The 17,744-nt window shown below is 40.3% G+C and carries 17 protein-coding genes; 12 read left to right on the top strand and 5 right to left on the bottom strand.

Features of this window, described 5'->3' with window-relative positions; translation table 11 throughout:
* The first annotated feature begins 54 nt into the window (after positions 1–54).
* From H5079_RS05485 to H5079_RS05465, 5 genes are all read left to right on the top strand, one after another.
* Positions 55–1,224: an efflux RND transporter periplasmic adaptor subunit gene (locus tag H5079_RS05485; protein WP_182683639.1), complete on the top strand. Its 1,170-nt coding sequence runs from the start codon at positions 55–57 to the stop codon at positions 1,222–1,224.
* Between the two features lie 9 nt (positions 1,225–1,233).
* Complete coding sequence (locus H5079_RS05480) at positions 1,234–4,386, top strand: efflux RND transporter permease subunit (protein WP_182683638.1); 3,153 nt, start codon at positions 1,234–1,236, stop codon at positions 4,384–4,386.
* On the top strand, positions 4,379–5,791 hold the full coding sequence (locus tag H5079_RS05475; RefSeq protein WP_182683637.1) for a TolC family protein: 1,413 nt from the start codon (positions 4,379–4,381) through the stop codon (positions 5,789–5,791). The genes H5079_RS05480 and H5079_RS05475 overlap by 8 nt, the downstream gene beginning before the upstream one ends.
* A 9-nt stretch (positions 5,792–5,800) precedes the next feature.
* Entirely contained in the window at positions 5,801–6,829 is a 1,029-nt protein-coding gene (locus tag H5079_RS05470) for a zinc-binding dehydrogenase (RefSeq protein WP_011330001.1), read from the top strand.
* 302 nt (positions 6,830–7,131) lie between these two features.
* Positions 7,132–9,387 carry an acyl-CoA dehydrogenase gene (locus H5079_RS05465; RefSeq protein ID WP_182683636.1) on the top strand — a complete coding sequence of 752 codons (2,256 nt, stop codon included), beginning with the start codon at positions 7,132–7,134 and terminating at the stop codon, positions 9,385–9,387.
* Positions 9,388–9,506: 119 nt separating this feature from the next.
* Here the strand turns inward: H5079_RS05465 and H5079_RS05460 are convergent, their stop codons facing one another.
* On the bottom strand, positions 9,507–10,058 hold the full coding sequence (locus tag H5079_RS05460) for an outer membrane beta-barrel protein (RefSeq protein ID WP_011330003.1): 552 nt from the start codon (positions 10,056–10,058) through the stop codon (positions 9,507–9,509).
* Positions 10,059–10,571: 513 nt separating this feature from the next.
* Here H5079_RS05460 and H5079_RS05455 point away from each other — a divergent pair.
* The 6 genes from H5079_RS05455 to H5079_RS05430 all read left to right on the top strand — a co-directional run bounded on the left by H5079_RS05455 (position 10,572) and on the right by H5079_RS05430 (position 15,525).
* Entirely contained in the window at positions 10,572–11,528 is a 957-nt protein-coding gene (locus tag H5079_RS05455) for a phosphotransferase (protein ID WP_086995787.1), read from the top strand.
* 145 nt (positions 11,529–11,673) lie between these two features.
* Positions 11,674–12,303: a uracil phosphoribosyltransferase gene (gene upp / locus H5079_RS05450; RefSeq protein WP_011330005.1), complete on the top strand. Its 630-nt coding sequence runs from the start codon at positions 11,674–11,676 to the stop codon at positions 12,301–12,303.
* A 24-nt stretch (positions 12,304–12,327) separates the two neighbouring features.
* Positions 12,328–13,569: a uracil-xanthine permease family protein gene (locus H5079_RS05445; protein ID WP_041454985.1), complete on the top strand. Its 1,242-nt coding sequence runs from the start codon at positions 12,328–12,330 to the stop codon at positions 13,567–13,569.
* A gap of 80 nt (positions 13,570–13,649) precedes the next feature.
* Positions 13,650–14,522, top strand: a complete 873-nt coding sequence (locus tag H5079_RS05440) for a kinase (RefSeq protein WP_182683635.1) — start codon at positions 13,650–13,652, stop codon at positions 14,520–14,522.
* Between the two features lie 216 nt (positions 14,523–14,738).
* On the top strand, positions 14,739–15,128 hold the full coding sequence (locus tag H5079_RS05435) for a cytochrome b562 (protein WP_182683634.1): 390 nt from the start codon (positions 14,739–14,741) through the stop codon (positions 15,126–15,128).
* A gap of 10 nt (positions 15,129–15,138) precedes the next feature.
* Complete coding sequence (locus H5079_RS05430; protein ID WP_182683633.1) at positions 15,139–15,525, top strand: OsmC family protein; 387 nt, start codon at positions 15,139–15,141, stop codon at positions 15,523–15,525.
* Between the two features lie 73 nt (positions 15,526–15,598).
* Here H5079_RS05430 and ykgO read toward each other — a convergent pair whose 3' ends face one another.
* Positions 15,599–15,733 (bottom strand): type B 50S ribosomal protein L36, encoded by a 135-nt coding sequence (ykgO, locus tag H5079_RS05425; RefSeq protein WP_011330010.1) that lies wholly within the window; start codon positions 15,731–15,733, stop codon positions 15,599–15,601.
* A 265-nt stretch (positions 15,734–15,998) separates the two neighbouring features.
* Between ykgO and H5079_RS05420 the strand changes: the two genes are divergently transcribed.
* Positions 15,999–16,268, top strand: a complete 270-nt coding sequence (locus H5079_RS05420) for a hypothetical protein (RefSeq protein WP_011330011.1) — start codon at positions 15,999–16,001, stop codon at positions 16,266–16,268.
* 135 nt (positions 16,269–16,403) lie between these two features.
* Here the strand turns inward: H5079_RS05420 and H5079_RS05415 are convergent, their stop codons facing one another.
* The 3 genes from H5079_RS05415 to H5079_RS05405 form a co-directional block, all read right to left on the bottom strand.
* Positions 16,404–16,613 carry a cold-shock protein gene (locus H5079_RS05415; protein ID WP_011330012.1) on the bottom strand — a complete coding sequence of 70 codons (210 nt, stop codon included), beginning with the start codon at positions 16,611–16,613 and terminating at the stop codon, positions 16,404–16,406.
* 189 nt (positions 16,614–16,802) lie between these two features.
* On the bottom strand, positions 16,803–17,012 hold the full coding sequence (locus tag H5079_RS05410) for a cold-shock protein (RefSeq protein WP_011329603.1): 210 nt from the start codon (positions 17,010–17,012) through the stop codon (positions 16,803–16,805).
* Positions 17,013–17,202: 190 nt separating this feature from the next.
* Positions 17,203–17,409, bottom strand: coding sequence for a cold-shock protein (locus tag H5079_RS05405; RefSeq protein WP_011330013.1), 207 nt, complete (start codon positions 17,407–17,409; stop codon positions 17,203–17,205).
* Positions 17,410–17,744: the final 335 nt, after the last annotated feature.

Here is a 17,744-nt window from a genome sequence, read left to right as displayed (position 1 = left end):
TTGTCAGCACGATTGTTCCGTACCATGCAACGCTAATTATAAAGGAGCGTCGTAATGAACAAACATTTAATTGCTGTAGCACTGGCTACAGCATCCTTAACACTTACAAGTTGTGCCGATGAAAGCACGGCTCAGTCGGCTCCAACAGCGCAACATCAGCCAATAGATGTTGCCAAGGTTATTGTTAAACCGGTACAAAGCTGGCACACCTACACAACTCGCTTAGAATCGCCTCAAGAAGTTGCTTTAATGCCACGAGTATCGGGTGTTATCGACAGCATCGAGTTTAACGAAGGCGAGTTGGTAAATAAGGGCGACGTGTTATTTCAATTAGATAACCGTTCATTTACAGCCAAGGTTGCCAGCCTTGAGGCGCAAGTTAACAGTGCAAAAGCAGCGCTTGAACAAGCAAGCAGTGAAGCAACCCGTGCGGTACGCTTAACGCAGCGTAAAGCTATTTCAACTGAGCAAGCACAAGCACGTACTTCAACACTGCGCCAACGCGAAGCGCAACTAGCGGCGCTACAAGCACAGTTAACATCGGCGCAGCTTGATTTAGAATTTACCTCAGTTGTATCGCCTATAGATGGCATTATTTCGCGCGCTAATATTACTAAAGGTAATAATATTTTAGCGGGGCAAAGCGTATTAACGTCGATTGTTTCAAATGAAAAAATGTACGCTTATTTTGATATAGACGAGCGCACTTGGAATTCATCGTTTAATGATGTTAGTGCAGCAAGCCGCCAACCTGTGGTAATGCAAAAGGTAGGTCAAGATGATTTTGCTTATTCAGGTTACATCAACTTTATTGACAACCAAATTAACGCCGCTACGGGTACTTTACGCGTGCGAGCAGTGTTTGCAGATAATAGCGGGCAGTTACGTGCAGGTTCGTTTGCGCGTATTAAGTTAGCCGCTAATGCAATTACTGAAACAGTGATAGTGCCAGATAGAGCTATAGGTACAGATTTAAAAAATCGCTTTGTACTTACGGTCGGCGAAAACAATATTCTGCAATATAAATTAGTAACCGTTGGAGAGCGTTATGGCTCATTACGCGCGATTACTGCAGGCCTTACAGAGGGTGATGTGATTGCTGTAAATGGCCCCGCTCGCGTCGGACCTGGTATGCCAATTTCTCCTAATACCGTCACTATTGATACCAGTGGAATTGCATTTACTTTAGGTAATAGCAACAACCAGTTAGTCGCTAAACAATAAGGTTTATTGATGAAGTTTTCGCACTTTTTTATCCAGCGCCCAATATTTGCGGCGATGTTGTCGTTAATCATTTTAATAGCAGGGGGAATTTCATTATTTCAACTGCCAGTAAGTGAATACCCAGAAGTTGTTCCACCTACCGTAGTGGTAACAGCCAGTTACCCGGGGGCAAACCCAACCGTTATTGCACAAACGGTAGCAACGCCATTAGAGCAAGAAATTAATGGCACCGAAAACATGTTGTATATGTTTTCACAAGCCACTAGTGATGGTCGTATGACCTTAACGGTGACGTTTGCGCTTGGCACCGATTTAGACCGAGCACAAGTACAAGTACAAAACCGAGTAAATAGCGCATTGCCGCGTTTACCACAAGAAGTACAGCGCTTAGGCGTGGTAGCCGAAAAATCATCGCCCGACTTAACCATGGTGGTGCATTTATATTCTCCTGAAAACACCCACGATACGGCGTATCTATCAAACTATGCCGATTTAAATATTAAAGATGAAATTGCACGCTTATCGGGCGTAGGTGATATTCGCCTGTTTGGTGGCGGTAAATATTCTATGCGTGTGTGGCTTAATCCCGATGCTTTAGCATCGCGCGAGTTAACCGCATCAGATGTAATAAGTGCACTGCGCTCACAAAACCAGCAGGTTGCTGCGGGTAGCTTAGGCGCTCAGCCAATTTCGAACGACAGCCAGTTTCAAATATTGTTAAATGTTAAAGGTCGTTTAAACAGTATTGAAGAATTTGAACAAGTTATTATTAAAGTAGGTGAGCAAGGGCAGTTAACCCGTTTATCAGATATAGCTCGTGTAGATTTAGGGCAAGACACTTATGCACTGCGCGCTGAGCTTGATAATCAACCAGCACTGGCTATGCCAATATTCCAACGCCCGGGTTCTAATGCAATTGAGCTCTCTGATCAAGTACGCGAAACCATGGCGCGTTTAGCGAAAGACTTTCCTACCGGTGTTGAATACGACATAGTGTACGACCCTACAGTATTTGTACGCGGCTCTATCGATGCGGTAATTACTACCTTGCTAGAAGCAATCGCATTGGTTGTTATTGTGGTGATTGTATTTTTACAAACATGGCGTGCATCTATAATTCCATTGATTGCGGTGCCTGTTTCACTCATTGGTACTTTTGCAGTGATGCAGTTGCTGGGAGTGTCTATTAATACCTTGTCGCTGTTTGGTTTAGTATTGGCCATAGGTATTGTGGTAGATGATGCCATAGTAGTGGTAGAAAACGTTGAGCGTAATATTGAAAAAGGTCTGTCGCCACTTGAAGCAACCCGCGTTGCCATGAGTGAAGTAACCGGCCCTATTATTGCAATTGCCTTGGTACTTAGTGCGGTATTTATTCCTACAGCGTTTATTACCGGGTTGTCGGGGCAGTTTTATAAGCAATTTGCCTTAACTATTACTATTTCTACTATTATTTCAGCTTTTAACTCGCTGACTTTATCTCCTGCACTTGCTGCATTATTACTAAAACCCCATGACGCAAAGCCAGACGCTTTTACGCGGTTGTTAAATAAACTATTTGGCCGTTGGTTATTTGCACCCTTTAATCGCGTGTTTAATCGTGGCGCTAAAGGCTACGAAAAACTGGTACAAAAGCTGATCCGCATGAGCGTGGTGGTCATGGTTGCTTACGTTGCTTTAGTGGGCGGTACTATTAAGTTATTTGACTCTGTACCCGGTGGCTTTATTCCTCAGCAAGATAAACAGTATTTAGTGGCGATTGCACAGCTCCCTGATGCTGCGAGCCTAGATCGTACCGAAGCGGTTATTAAACAAATGCAACAAATAGCGCTAGAAGTGCCTGGCGTTGCCCATACGGTTGCCTTTCCGGGGTTATCGGTTAACGGTTTTACCAACAGCCCTAACAGCGGTATTGTATTTACGCCCTTAGCTCCTTTTAGTGAGCGGACTGACCCTAGCCTATCTGCCATGGCAATTGCAGCGCAACTTAATCAGCGCTTTGCAGCAATTGACGAAGCATTTGTAGCGGTATTTCCGCCGCCGCCTATTCAAGGTTTAGGCACCACAGGTGGCTTTAAATTACAAATTGAAGATAGAGCAAACAAAGGCTTTGAAGCATTATTTAATAGCCTACAGGCGGTAATAACCAAAGCGCAACAAGACCCTGCATTAGTTGGCCTGTACTCAAGTTTTCGTATTCAAGTGCCACAAATGGATATAGATATAGACCGTGAACAAGCACTTATTCAAGGCATACCACTGGATGAAGTGTTTAATGCGCTACAGATATATTTAGGCTCAGTGTATGTAAACGACTTCAACTTATTTGGCCGTACTTACCAAGTCAATGCGCAAGCTGACGCCGATTATCGCGTTGATCCAGAACAAATATTGCATTTAAAAGTACGAAATCGTGCGGGTAATATGGTGCCATTAGGATCAGTGTTAACGGTAACTCCTACCATAGGCCCAGACAGAGTAATGCATTACAACGGCTACCCAAGTGCAGAACTTAATGGCAGCCCAGCGCCAGGTTATAGCTCAGACCAAGCGCAAGTTGCGATTGAAAAAGTACTTGCCGATACGCTACCTTCAGGTATTGAATACGAGTGGACCGAAGTAACCTATCAGCAAGTACTTGCGGGTAATACTATGGTGTATGTATTTCCGTTAGTGGTACTGCTGGTATTTATGGTGCTGGCTGCACAATACGAAAGCCTACGTTTACCATTGGCAATTATAATGATTGTACCTATGACCATATTTTCGGCGCTAATTGGGGTGTGGTTTGTGGGCTCAGACAACAACATATTTACGCAAATTGCATTAATTGTGCTGGTGGCTTTGGCCTCTAAAAACGCGATACTTATGGTGGAGTTTGCCAAAGATCAACACGAAACCGGTTTATCACATTTAGATGCCATGTTAGCGGCATGTCGAATGCGCTTACGCCCCATATTAATGACCTCAATAGCCTTTACCGCGGGCGTTGTACCATTAGTATTAGCAACGGGTGCGGGAGCCGAGATGCGCCACGCTATGGGTAATGCTGTATTTGCAGGCATGATAGGAGTAACCGTATTCGGCTTATTATTTACCCCGGTATTTTATATGTTAGTAGCCAATAAAAAGCAAAAAGCACAGCAGGTATCACATGATTAAATTAGTGCAAAAAAACCTTAAAACGTCGCTTACCACAAGCGCTATATTAATTGCTGCTATGTTATCGGGCTGCGCCGCTAAAATTGACGCTGCCAGCGAGCAAAACGTGGTTAGTGAGTTTATAGCTAGTGCCAATATAGCCAGCGAGCTTAATAATATTGATGAGACAAACTGGTGGCAAAAGCTAGAATCAGCTCAGTTAAATCAGTTGGTTACAGACGCATTAGCCAATAACCACAACTTACAAACCAGTCAGTTAGTACTTAAAAGCGCCTTGGCGCGCTTAGGTGAGCAACAAGCGCAGTATTTACCGCAAGGCGGGGTAGAAATTGGCGCGCAGCGCAGTGGTTTAGGCGATACTAACAGTCGTCAATCGAGTGCTAATTTAGCATTTAATTGGCAGCTCGATTTATTTGGTCGTATTACGGCATTGGTTGATGCAGCGAATGCATCGGCCATGAGCCAAGCCGAGCAAGTGCGTTTATTGCAAATTGAAGTGGTTTCGTCGGTTGTTAAAGGCTTTGTGAGCTATCAAGGTAATGTACAAAAGCAGCACATTGTTACGTTGCAAATAGACGCACTAGAGCAAAGTATTGCGGTACTTCAAGCCCAGGTTGATGAAGGCGTAGCAAACGAGCTTGATTTAAATCGTACTATGGCACAACTTAAGCAACAACAAGCACTAATACCGGCAATTGAATACGCTAAATATCGCGATTTATCTACACTGGCTGTGCTTAGCGGGCGTTTAGCACAAAATGTTAAACTCACTAATGAGCAAGCCATTTTAGAGCATAAATTTACCGTATCGTTAAATGATGCTAATGAATCTATCGCACTTAGGCCCGATATTAGCCAAGCACTTTATGCATTTAGCCAAGCAAATAGTTTAAGTGTTGCTGCAAGTAAAGCGTTATTACCAGATATAAGCTTAAGTGGTTTTGCAGGCGTGCTTAGTATTGGTAGTAATAGCTTTAGTGATACACAGCAGCAATGGCAGGTGGCTCCGCAAATTCAGTGGTCAATACTGAGCTACCCGGCACTCATAGCGCAGCGCGATGCACAGCAATTTTTAACTCAAGCGGCTTATAGCGATTATCAACAAGTGATACTCCAAGCGCTGAGCGAAAGTGAACTTTCTTTGCAATTGTTGGTCAACCAAGCTCAGCAAAAGAGCTTTGCTGAGCAGCGTTATCAGTTTGCTAATAATGCATTTTTACAAGCGCAAGCAATGTACGAAGAAGGGCAAATTCCTTACTTAGAGTTGTTAGATGCGCGTCGGGATGTTCTAATAGCTCAAGAAAATGCTGTTGATTCAACGATTTCATCACTGCTCGCTAAAGTAAATGCTTACCAATCATTTAACGGGCGATGGAGTTATGCGTTAAATAATACTAACCAGTAGAGTTTTTTGATGTCTGATACTGATATTTCACCGCAATATACGCTACCGCAGACTATGCGAGCAATTGTATTGCCTGAGCCTAATGAAAAAATTTGTTTAGCCGATGTTGAGTACGCTGTTCCTGAGTGTGCAGACAACGAGCTGCTTATTAAAGTTGAATATGTTGGCTTAAACCCAGTTGATGGCTTGTTTGCTAAATCGGGTTTTTGTAAGTGGCAATATCCACATATTTTAGGGCTTGATGCCGTTGGCGTAGTGGTAAAGGCTGGTAAAGGTGTTTTCCCGGGCGTTGGCACGCGTGTAATGTGGCATGCCAGTATTGGCGATCAAGGGGCGTTGAGTGAATATACCAAAGTAGCTAACTATGCTGTATCGGTTGTTCCTGCTGAGCTTGCAGGCGATATGGCGGCTACTTTACCTTGTGCCGGTATGGCTGCACTTATAAGCCTAGATAAAATTAATATTACCGAGGGCGATACCGTATTAATTGACGGTGGCGCAGGGGCTGTAGGGCAGTTTGCCATTCAGTTTGCAAAGCAGCGCGGTGCCGACGTATTTACCACAGCAGCTAAGCGTAATCATAAATTGGTAAAACAATTAGGCGCTGATGTGGTATTTGCTTACCAGGATAAAGACTTATGCGAAAAAATTCGCCGAGAGCTTGGCCCACAAGGCTTTGATGCGGTAATAGACACCGTTGGTGGCGCCTCTACAATACGCAATATAGAACTAATGCGTTTTTGTGGGCGAATTGCTTGTTTAAACCCATTGCCACATTTTGAACAAGAGCTAATGTATCGTCGAGCACCCAATATTGGTGTTGTATCCTTAGGAGGTGCTTGGTTAGCAAATAGTTTATGTGCCCAGCAACGTTTAAGTTTTATGGGTAACTTATTAATAGAAGGTGCTTTGAGTGGTGACATTAAAACACCCGAAATTACAGCTGTCGACTTTAACGCACAAGCAGTATCAGCAGCACTGCATAAACAATTAGACGGCGGTTTTACCGGCAAACAAGTGGTTAAAATAAGCACTTAGTTAATTTTATAATTGAGCGGATACTAATTAACGCAGCATATAATTATGCTGCGTTTTTTTATGCCCGTTAAAGTCGCTTTATCTTTAAGGCGTGATTTAGCTAAGTTTTGTTGTTTAATTAGCCAAATGAAGAAAAATAATGTTTTTCAGCGCATAGCCGTAAGCCCTTGTGTTTAAACAGTTTACGTTCACGTAAAGAAAATAAATTGAAAAAACTGTTAATTATTTGCATAGAGTAATTGATCTAATCGAATTTTTATGACGTAATGTAGTTATTATTATCTGGTCGGATGAGTTCAATCATGAGTTTACGTACAAAATTAAAAAAAGTATTACCAAGTATTTCAATTACTGAACAAGAAGCGCTAGACGCCGGCGATGTATGGTTAGAAGGGTCTATCTATCAAGGTAAACCTGACTTTAGTGCACTACGCGCCGTGCCAGCTGCAGTATTAAGCGCAGACGAAAAAGCCTTTATTGATGGCCCACTGCAAGACTTGTTGGGTATGATTGATGACACCGAAATTCAAAATGGCATTCATTTACCGGATTACATTTTAGACTTTTTAAAGAAAGAGCGTTTCTTCTCGCTGATCATTCCTAAATCGTTTGGCGGTTTAGAGTTCAGCCCATACGCTAACTCAACAATTGTAGCCACTATTGCCACTAAAAGCTCTGCAGTAGCGGTAACAGTAATGGTACCTAACTCGTTAGGCCCAGGTGAGCTATTACTGCATTTTGGTACGCAAGAGCAACAAGCACACTACCTACCACGTTTAGCAAATGGTACAGACATTCCATGTTTTGCATTAACTAGCCCAGAAGCGGGTTCTGACGCAGGTGGCATTCCAGATTTAGGTACAGTTACTAAAGGCATGTACAACGGTGAAGAAGTACTTGGTTTAGAAATTACGTGGGACAAGCGTTACATTACACTGGCGCCTATTGCGACTGTGTTGGGTTTAGCATTTAAAGTTGTTGACCCTGATGGTTTGCTTGGCGGCAAAGAAAACCTAGGTATTACCTGTGCGCTTATTCCTAAAGAGCACCCGGGTGTAGAGTTAGGTAATCGCCATGATCCTATGAATATTCGTTTTTATAACGGTACTACGCGTGGTAACAAAGTATTTGTACCTATGGACTTTATCATTGGTGGCCAGAAAAACATTGGTCGCGGTTGGCAAATGCTAGTTAGTTGTTTAGGCGCAGGGCGTGGTATTTCATTACCAGCACTGGGTGTAAGTACGGCGCAAGTTGCATTTAAATCAGCATCTGAGTACGCTGCTGTGCGCGAGCAATTTGGTTTAGCAATAGGCCAGTTTGAAGGTATTCAAGAAAAGCTTGCCGATATAGCAGGTAAAACATACCTACAAGAAGCAATGCGAGTGCTTACAACTGAAGGCTTAGGCATGGGCTTAAAACCATCGGTAGTAACTGCAATTGCTAAATACCACATGACTGAGTTGGGCCGTGATGTACTCGACTCTGCAATGGATATTCAAGCGGGTAAAGCAATTCAAAATGGTCCACAAAACACGCTAGCAAGCGGTTATGTAGCACAGCCAATTGCTATTACGGTAGAGGGCGCGAATATTCTTACTCGTAACCTGATGATCTTTGGTCAAGGTGTAATGCGTTGTCATCCATACTTACAATCTATGGTTGAATCAATTCATAGCGAAGATAAAAATGCAGATAAAGAATTTAACCGTATTTTACGTAAAACAGTAAGTTACAGCGTAGCAAACAGCTTACGTGCGTTCCGCTTAGGTGTATTACCATTTACAGCAGGTGCAAGCTCAACGTTACCAGAGGTGCGTGAATACGAAAAAGCAGCACATAAACTGTCAGCTAAATTAGCGGTATATGCAGATTTCTCACTACTTGTACTTGGCGGTAAGCTTAAGCAAGCAGAAATGTTGTCGGCACGTTTAGGCGATGTAATGAGCTTTTTATACGCGGCAATGGCGTCAATTAAATACTACGAGCAAAAAGTATCAAGTAGTGAACGTGAGCAAGCAGCACCGTATTTTCATTATGCTACTCGCTTTGCACTACAAAGTGCTGAAGAAGCGCTGCACAAGTTTTTAGATAACTTCCCTGCAAGTGGTACGCGTAAGTTCATGCGTTTTATTACCATGAACTACTCAACTAAAATGCCAAAAATTAGCGACGACTTAATTCGTGAACTAGCTAAGCAAGCTCAGCTAGATACGACCTTTAAAGCGCAAATTACGCATTTAGTTAAGCCAGTTAAAGGTGATGGACATTACATTAACGAGCAAGCGTACAAAGCTAAAATGGCATCGCTTGGTGAGTTGGCTAAAGTTAAAAAAGCACTGCGTGCTAAAACAATTAAAGCGGGTATTCGTTTTTCAATCACACTTGATAACGCACTTGCGGCTAATGTAATTACAGCAGCTGAACATACTCAGCTTATTGATTACAACACTAAGCGCGAAAAAGCGATTCGTGTAGATGAGTTCGATTTTGATATGAACTTACTTGACGACAACGCACAACCGGTTAACCCACTTAAAAGTGTTGTAAACCAGTAATCACCCGGTGTAAATAAATTCAACAATGTAAGCGCCTGTAGTTTGGGCGCTTTTTACGTTTTTAAAGAAAGCCCCCAAAAGTTAATTGAGGGGCTTTTTGTAACTTAATGAGGAGCTATTTAAAATAAATAAGAAATAGTTAAGTTACCCGATACAGCAACGTAGGTGCCTGTGCGGTACATAAAATCTTCATATTCATCAGCTTGGCGTAGAGTTAAAACAAAATCTAAAGCCGCAGGGCCCCAGTTGTAGCCTAAGCCGCCACCAAGTTGAAAGCCTGACATAGTCTCATTTTCACCCAAGGCACTCCACTTATCTGAAAAGAAACCAGCACCGCCATAGCCCCTAAAGCCTTTTTTAGACAAACCCACACCACCGTAAGCCATTAGGTCGAATCCATCACTTTCTATCGCTGAAAAATCGTCATTTTCTAATGAGAAGTAGGTAGTTCTAATTTGAAAGTGATTATTAACAGCATAACCAGCAGCTATATTAAAACCACTAAAATCCAAATCTTCGCTTGAGCTATTGTCATTGGCTAATGTGAACGCGTAAGCACCCGCTCCAATACTCCAATGTTTTTGAGGTACTGGTTCTAGCTCATTCGCTTGTACAAAAGAGCCTAGTAATAAAGAAGATAGCAGCAAAGTTCCCTGGAATGTTTTTTTCATTATTTTTCCTATTTTGATATTTTAAAAGTACGATTTAAAGATAATTCTCATAAAGCATATTCAGGTTTTAACGACTAAAAAATTTAGCCCGTTACACCAAGTAAGCAGCATGTATGATGTTATAGAGATGAAATCGGCGAGAGAATAGCGCATACAAAAGCAAGTGTCTAATGTTAAGCTATTGTATTTATTGAGTTATTTGCAATAGTGGTGTGGTTGGGATACTTATCATACTAATTGTGAGCGGTATGTGAGCGTGTATTGAGCATTGCAGCTCATTTTAGTTGTAAATTTAATACAGTATTGAATGCAAAAGCAATGCTGCTAATTGTTTTCTGTTTTCTGTTTTTTGATTTAAAGATGAATAGAGGTAATAGCTAACGTTAATGAAAATAAATTTATAAATAAAATTGTTCTTTGTCACTTAAGTAGTTTTTACTATTAAATAACACTTTTTATAATAACAACGCTTTGCGTTAAACTAACTAAAATTTATTAAAATTAAGTGCGGCTATGGCTTTTTACCTTTCTTTATTACAGCGACAGTTTAAACAGATAAAAGTGGGGGCTACGCTGACTTCATTGTGGAGTGGTTGTGGCAGCATAGTGGCTTGTGAGCTTGACGGACAGGCGTGTGTTATAAAGGCGGTGAATATTCCTGAGGTTATAAATCACCCAAAGATTAAACAAACGGCGTTTGCTGTTAATCGTAAGCGTAAATCTTATAATGTTGAATACTACTTTTATAATGATTGCAGCCAGCAGTTACCTAATAACGCTGCTGCTATTGGCTGTTTAGCCGCAATCCAAAATGATCAGCAATATGTGCTGGCGTTTAACGATTTTACCCAGCAGGGCTATGTACAAGCTTTGCCTCAAGACTATCGCGAGGTTATTAAATGGTTAGCGAATTTTCATGCGTTTAATTTAACAATTGAAGCTGTTACTCACGCGGCTGAAAAGTTATGGCCACAGGGCAATTATTGGCATTTAAGTACGCGTCCCGATGAGCTTACAAAGCTCCAGCAATCAGCTATTAAGCAGGTTGCAGCTAAGCTAAATACGACATTATGCAATAGTGCATATAAAACAGTAATTCATGGTGATGCCAAGCTGGCAAATTTTGCCATAAACAAACAGCAGCACGTGCTAGGGTACGACTTTCAATATGTAGGTGCTGGTGTTGGGGTTATAGACGTGATGTATTTTATGACAAGCTGCTTTAACGAAACACAATTGCATCAGCATGCTGATAGTTGTTTAGAGTGGTATTTTAGCGAATTGAAGTTAGCATTAGGCGTTTATCATCCTAAGGTAGAGGCAAGTAAAGTGATTAACGATTGGCGCAATTTATGGAGTGTTGCATGGGCCGATTTTTATCGTTTTTTAGCAGGGTGGAGTCCAGAGCATAAAAAAATAAACAGTTACATGTTGCTTCACGTAAATAGTGAGTTAAAAAAACACATTTAATTAACGCTTGAATTAGATATATTGCCTTAATATCAGTCAAAATAATGTTATTTGGCAGCAATTGTGAAAACTTAACGAAAACTGCAGGCCAAATGCACTTTTTTACTATAAAATATCGCAAATTTTATCACTAGGTTTTTTTAATATGGCTATTCACGTTATAACTCATCCCCTTGTTCAACATAAATTAGGCTTAATGCGCTCCCATGGAATTAGCACTAAAAGCTTTCGTGAATTGTGCTCAGAAGTAGGTACTTTATTAACCTACGAAGCAACTCAAAACCTACCGTTAGAAGATAACGAAATTACCAGCTGGGATGGCACAAAGTTAAATGTGCAGCATATTAAAGGTAAAAAAATTACTGTAGTGCCTATTTTACGTGCGGGCTTAGGCATGATGGACGGTGTGATGCAGTTATTGCCGGCTGCCAAAGTAAGTGTTGTAGGCCTTGAGCGAAACGAAGAAACATTAGAGCCAATTCCATACTTTGAAAAGCTAGTAAGTAATATTAATGAGCGTTTAAGCTTAGTGATAGATCCTATGCTTGCAACAGGCGGCACTATGATTGCCACTATTGATATGCTTAAAAAAGCAGGCTGTAAAGAAATCAAGGTAATTGTATTAGTTGCAGCTCCTGAAGGGGTTGAAAAAACATTAGCTGCCCATCCAGATGTAGAAATATATACCGCATCGGTAGACAGCCACTTAAACGATAAAGGCTATATTGTGCCTGGTTTAGGTGATGCAGGTGATAAAATTTTCGGTACGGTTTAAGTGAAAACAGTGCAAAACGATACGATGAAAAACAATGCCATGTTCTCAATAAAAACGATACTTACTGGTGCGCAAATGTTGTTTGTAGCATTTGGCTCATTAGTATTAGTACCGCTGTTAACAGGGCTTGATCCAAGTGTTGCTCTTTTTACTGCGGGCTTAGGTACGCTGTTATTTCAGTTTGTTACTAAAGGCCAAGTACCCATATTTTTAGCGTCATCGTTTGCTTTTATTGCACCGATTATTGCCTCAATACAAATGTGGGGCATACCTGCCACTATGGGTGGTTTAATGGCGGCTGGTTTTGCTTATATGCTATTGAGCTTTTTAGTTAAATTTAAAGGCACTGAAACGCTACATAAAATATTACCCCCAATAGTAGTCGGGCCGGTTATTATGGTTATTGGCCTAGCTTTAGCACCGGTTGCGGTAAACATGGCCATGGGCAAAAGTGGTGACGGCAGCACGCAAATTATTGCTTATGATAGTGCTATTTACATCTCATTATTTTCTTTAGTGGTTACGCTTATATTAGCGGTATGGGGTAAGGGTGTATTTAAACTTATTCCAATATTAGCAGGGGTGATAGCTGGTTATAGTTTATCGCTTGCTATGGGCGTGGTGCAATTTGACGCCGTAACTAACGCACAGTGGTTAGCTGTGCCTAACTTTGTTTTACCTGAGTTTAAATGGCAAGCCATTTTGTTTATGGTGCCGGTGGCGATTGCTCCCGCTGTTGAGCATATTGGCGACATGATGGCGATTAGCCAAGTTACCAATAAAGATTTTTTGAAAAAACCAGGGCTACATCGCACTCTATTTGGCGACGGATTAGCTACTTCAGCAGCATCATTGTTTGGTGGGCCGCCAAACACAACTTACTCAGAAGTAACCGGTGCAGTAATGCTAACTAAAAACTTTAATCCTAAAGTGATGATATGGACTGCAATTATTGCCATTACTTTAGCCTTTATAGCTAAAATGGGTGCAAGTTTACAAACAATTCCAGTGCCGGTTATGGGCGGCATTATGATTTTATTGTTTGGCTCAATTGCAGTGATCGGATTAAACACTTTAGTTAAATCTGGGGATGATTTAAGCGAACCGCGTAATTTAAGCATAGTAGCGCTTATTTTGATTTGTGGTATTGGTGGAATGCATATTGGCAGTAGTCAGTTTAGCCTAGAAGGCGTAAGCCTCTGCGCTATTTTAGGCATAGTGCTAAACTTAGTGTTACCAAAAGCCGAGAAGAAAACCGCAGCTTAAATTTATAGATAAGTTAAACTAACCTAATAGCGCATATATATGCGCTATTTTTTTATCTAAAATAAAGGCGCAATAGAAATATGGATATCAGTGATTTTTTAGCAAAACATCAATTACCAATAAGCTATCAACAGCAGTGTGAACAGTTTTTTATTCCGGTAGCAAAAAATATATTGCACGCTAAAAAAACGAATACTCCGTTATTTGTTGCTATTAATGGCAGCCAAGGCTCGGGTAAAACCACCTTGGCTGATTTTTTAGTAACTTGGTTGGCAAAAAATAGTTCGTTTAATAGCATAGCGCTTTCTATTGATGACTTTTACCTTACTAAGCAGCGCCGACTGCAGCTTGCAAAAAATGTACACCCGCTACTTGCCACTCGCGGCGTACCCGGTACGCACGATGTAGCTTTAATGAAAAGCACACTTGAGCAGTTACTAGCAGGGCACAGTGGTGTGCCTCTACCTCATTTTAATAAGCATTTAGATGACAGTGCACCACATAACGAGTGGCCGCGTAATAATGCCGCTGTCGATATTATTATTTTAGAAGGGTGGTGCGTAGGTAGTAAGGCACAATCGGCATCAGCATTAACTGCACCATTAAATGAGTTAGAGCAAAATGCAGATAGCCAAGGTGTTTGGCGTAACTATGTGAACAATTGTTTAAAAACAGAATATTTAAACATTTTTGCTAAAGTTGATTATTTAGTGATGCTTAAAGCCCCTAGTTTTGCTGCCGTATTTGCATGGCGAAAAGAGCAAGAGCAAAAGCTTATAGCCTTAAAAGGGCAAGGTGCAGGCACTATGAATGACGCCCAACTTAGATACTTTATTGCTCATTTTGAGCGTGTCACTCGAGAAAATTTAAACACACTAGCATCAACAGCAAACGCCCTTGTAACACTTAACGAGCAACGTGAAATTAGTTGCTTGGAGTTTAAAGCTGATTAATTAAAATGTTATGTCAGCAGCAACTTTGGCTTGCTATAACAAGGTTGAGTTTACTAAGCTCCTCAAAAAAGTCGCTCTTTACTCTTTAAGTTTGCATCTAAAGTGTAAAGGGGCTTTACACAGCGAACAAGGCTAAACATTACACACTTTCATTTGCGGTTACTTACTAGCGTATTATTGGTATAATCGACGGAGTTTTTAATTGAAAGGTTTATCATGAAGTACTTTTATTTTGTTTTTATTTTACTCACGTCATCAGTCTCAATTGCCAGCGCGCCAGTTGACCTTGAAATTAATATGAAAAACACGGGGCTTGCATATAAACAAGCAGTGCAAGCGACTAATATTGACGAGTTTAACCTTGCGATTAATGAATTCATCTCGTTAGTGGAAATAAGTAAAACAGCTAAGTTTTATAAAGAACCAGAGCAATCATTACAAGGGCTTGATAAAGTCATTGCTCAGGCTGAGCTTGCAAAACAAGCTGCTAACCTGCAAGGTTTGAGTGCGGCTAAACTGCCACTAAAAAACATAGATAATTTACGTAAAAAGTACCATGAGTTACATGAGCCTCCAGGCTTTTTTGAATTACTATTTGGAAAATAAGGGACCCTCGATGGAAATTTCAGTTGCAGTGTTAGATGGCCAAAAGCTCAGTGCTAAATTTGGCGATCATGAAGTGATAAGCGATCAGAGTTTGGCTGCAGGTGGCAACGCAGAGCACCCAGAACCGTTTGATTACTTTTTAGTGAGTATGGTGTTATGTGCAGGTTTTTATGCAAGAAAGTTTTGCCAACAACGCGATATTTCGACACAAGGGATGTCACTTAAGCAAAATAACGAAAATGTGGATGAAGATGGTAAAAAGTTATTTTCTATTGAGATAACACTCCCAGATGGATTCCCTGATAAGTATAAAAAAGCACTGGTTGCCGCGGTAAATACCTGTACCGTGAAAAAAGTAATTCAGGCAGTACCTGAATTTTCAGTGGTAGTTAAATAACTAGTTAAATAAAGTCACTCAGTGTTGCACACAACACTGAGTGACTGCTTTATAAAGTGATAGTGGTTAAATGCTATTTCTTTTTCATACCCTGAACAGCTTTAAAGCGCGGGTTCTCCTTACAAATCACAAACACGCGTCCTTTACGTTTTACAACTTGACACCCTGCACGCTGCTTAGCACTTTTAAGTGAGCTTAATACTTTCATTTTATACCTCATTAATAAATAAAATAGGGAAATTCTCATAACAGTATTATGTTATGTGATATTGTATCATTTTATTCATCAGGATCTATAGCCACTCAAAAAATTATTTAATGAGCATTTAAAAACCATAATTGCTGGCTATTTATGCAAACAAATCAAAAAATGAGCAGTTAAACCAAAAGTGCTGGCTATTGGCGTTTAGCCTGTTATAACTATAATTACATTCGTTAAAAATAGCATAAACAGTAGATCTCAGAGGTAACATATGAGCGACGCAATACAAAAACAACAACAAATAGATCAAGGAGTAATGGATACTCTAAAAGAGCGCGACCATAGTGTTTTAGCACAACAAGTAAACCCCTTAACTTGCACCCATAATGATATTATTGAGTTACTTGCCCAATATATGGCATTAAGTGAACAGGATAACGATGATCTATTTGATCACTGGTTTGATAATCTAACTAAAGAGCAGCATACAGTACTAAAAGTATTTGAAGTGTACCGTGGGCAATACGAACATCAAAACTAGCCTAATAATAATCTTATTTATTGCTATGAAAGCTAAATAACAATGCTATATAAGTATAGAAAAACAAAAAACCCACTTATAGCAAGCTATGAGTGGGTTTTTAGTGCGCTTTAAAAACGCATCAGCTAAAACAGCTTAGATAGCTACGATGTTTTCAGCTTGTGGGCCTTTTTGACCTTGTGTAACAGTAAACTGTACGCGTTGGCCTTCAGCTAGAGTTTTAAAACCGTCGCCAGAAATTGCGCTAAAATGTGCAAAAACGTCTGCGCCAGATTCTTGCTCGATAAAACCAAAACCTTTTGCTTCGTTAAACCATTTTACTGAACCAGTAGTTGTATTAGACATAATAATATCCTTAAAAATTAATAAAAGTGTGCCTGAAAATAGGCGATTGAGCCGGAAAAAACCTATATTTAACTTGAGGATAACGCGAAGGATTATTACTAATATCAACGTGGTACTTACAAATAAACAGTATTTCTTTCAAACTTATATAAATAGATGGGTTATAAATAACCCATCAACTTAAACATCTTAGATACAAACGATGTTTTCAGCTTGTGGACCTTTTTGACCTTGTGTAACAGTAAACTGTACACGTTGGCCTTCAGCTAGAGTTTTGAAACCGTCGCCAGAGATTGCACTGAAATGTGCGAAAACGTCTGCGCCAGATTCTTGCTCGATAAAACCAAAACCTTTAGCTTCGTTAAAAAACTTTACTGTACCAGTAGTTGTATTAGACATAATTGTATCCTAAGAAATTAATAAAAAATGTGCCTGAAAGTAGGCGATTAAGCTGGAAAAAATAAATATTTAACTTGAGGATAACACAAAGGATTATTACTAATATCAACGTGGTACGTACAAATAAACAGAACTTCTTTCAAACTAATATTCATTAACGGGTTATTACTAACCCATTAAATTAAACAATTTAGATGCAAACAATATTTTCAGCTTGCGGGCCTTTTTGACCTTGTGTAACAGTAAACTGTACACGTTGGCCTTCAGCTAATGTTTTGAAGCCATCGCTAGTAATTGCGCTAAAATGAGCAAAAACATCAGGGCCAGACTCTTGTTCAATAAAACCAAAACCTTTTGCTTCATTAAACCATTTAACTGAACCAGTTGTTGTAGACATAGTAGTATCCTAAAAAAATTAAAGTGCGCCCTATATAAGGCAATATAAAGAGTAAGAAAACATATATTTAACTGAGGATAGCGCGAAGGATTATTACTAATAACAACGTGGTACTTACAAATAAACAGGGCTTTCTATCAACCCGATGCGACGTACTTTAACAGCAACCTCTGGCGGATATCAAGCTTTATTTTAAGTTTAGTTTTACGCATAGCACTTTGATCATCTGACTTTGTTACATACTTTATATAGGAATACTTGTATTGAGGGTGCTGTAACGCAAACAAACACTAATCCTATAGGCTGTATTTTCTTAAGCTACTGGCCGCTATACG

The organism is Pseudoalteromonas sp. SG44-5 (genome assembly GCF_014164175.1).
GTDB lineage: Bacteria > Pseudomonadota > Gammaproteobacteria > Enterobacterales > Alteromonadaceae > Pseudoalteromonas > Pseudoalteromonas nigrifaciens.
The sequence above is the reverse complement of the archived record's forward strand: the minus strand, read 5'-3'. Positions and strand labels throughout refer to the sequence as shown.

Coding starts and splice junctions, on each gene's coding strand:
- H5079_RS05415 (WP_011330012.1), bottom strand. CDS start 16,613: ATGTCTAATACAACTACTGGTTCAGTAAAATGGTTTAACGAAGCAAAA.
- H5079_RS05470 (WP_011330001.1), top strand. CDS start 5,801: ATGTCTGATACTGATATTTCACCGCAATATACGCTACCGCAGACTATG.
- H5079_RS05420 (WP_011330011.1), top strand. CDS start 15,999: ATGAGCGACGCAATACAAAAACAACAACAAATAGATCAAGGAGTAATG.
- H5079_RS05480 (WP_182683638.1), top strand. CDS start 1,234: ATGAAGTTTTCGCACTTTTTTATCCAGCGCCCAATATTTGCGGCGATG.
- H5079_RS05445 (WP_041454985.1), top strand. CDS start 12,328: ATGAAAAACAATGCCATGTTCTCAATAAAAACGATACTTACTGGTGCG.
- H5079_RS05430 (WP_182683633.1), top strand. CDS start 15,139: ATGGAAATTTCAGTTGCAGTGTTAGATGGCCAAAAGCTCAGTGCTAAA.
- H5079_RS05435 (WP_182683634.1), top strand. CDS start 14,739: ATGAAGTACTTTTATTTTGTTTTTATTTTACTCACGTCATCAGTCTCA.
- H5079_RS05440 (WP_182683635.1), top strand. CDS start 13,650: ATGGATATCAGTGATTTTTTAGCAAAACATCAATTACCAATAAGCTAT.
- H5079_RS05405 (WP_011330013.1), bottom strand. CDS start 17,409: ATGTCTACAACAACTGGTTCAGTTAAATGGTTTAATGAAGCAAAAGGT.
- upp (WP_011330005.1), top strand. CDS start 11,674: ATGGCTATTCACGTTATAACTCATCCCCTTGTTCAACATAAATTAGGC.
- H5079_RS05475 (WP_182683637.1), top strand. CDS start 4,379: ATGATTAAATTAGTGCAAAAAAACCTTAAAACGTCGCTTACCACAAGC.
- H5079_RS05410 (WP_011329603.1), bottom strand. CDS start 17,012: ATGTCTAATACAACTACTGGTACAGTAAAGTTTTTTAACGAAGCTAAA.
- H5079_RS05465 (WP_182683636.1), top strand. CDS start 7,132: ATGAGTTTACGTACAAAATTAAAAAAAGTATTACCAAGTATTTCAATT.
- H5079_RS05460 (WP_011330003.1), bottom strand. CDS start 10,058: ATGAAAAAAACATTCCAGGGAACTTTGCTGCTATCTTCTTTATTACTA.
- ykgO (WP_011330010.1), bottom strand. CDS start 15,733: ATGAAAGTATTAAGCTCACTTAAAAGTGCTAAGCAGCGTGCAGGGTGT.
- H5079_RS05455 (WP_086995787.1), top strand. CDS start 10,572: ATGGCTTTTTACCTTTCTTTATTACAGCGACAGTTTAAACAGATAAAA.
- H5079_RS05485 (WP_182683639.1), top strand. CDS start 55: ATGAACAAACATTTAATTGCTGTAGCACTGGCTACAGCATCCTTAACA.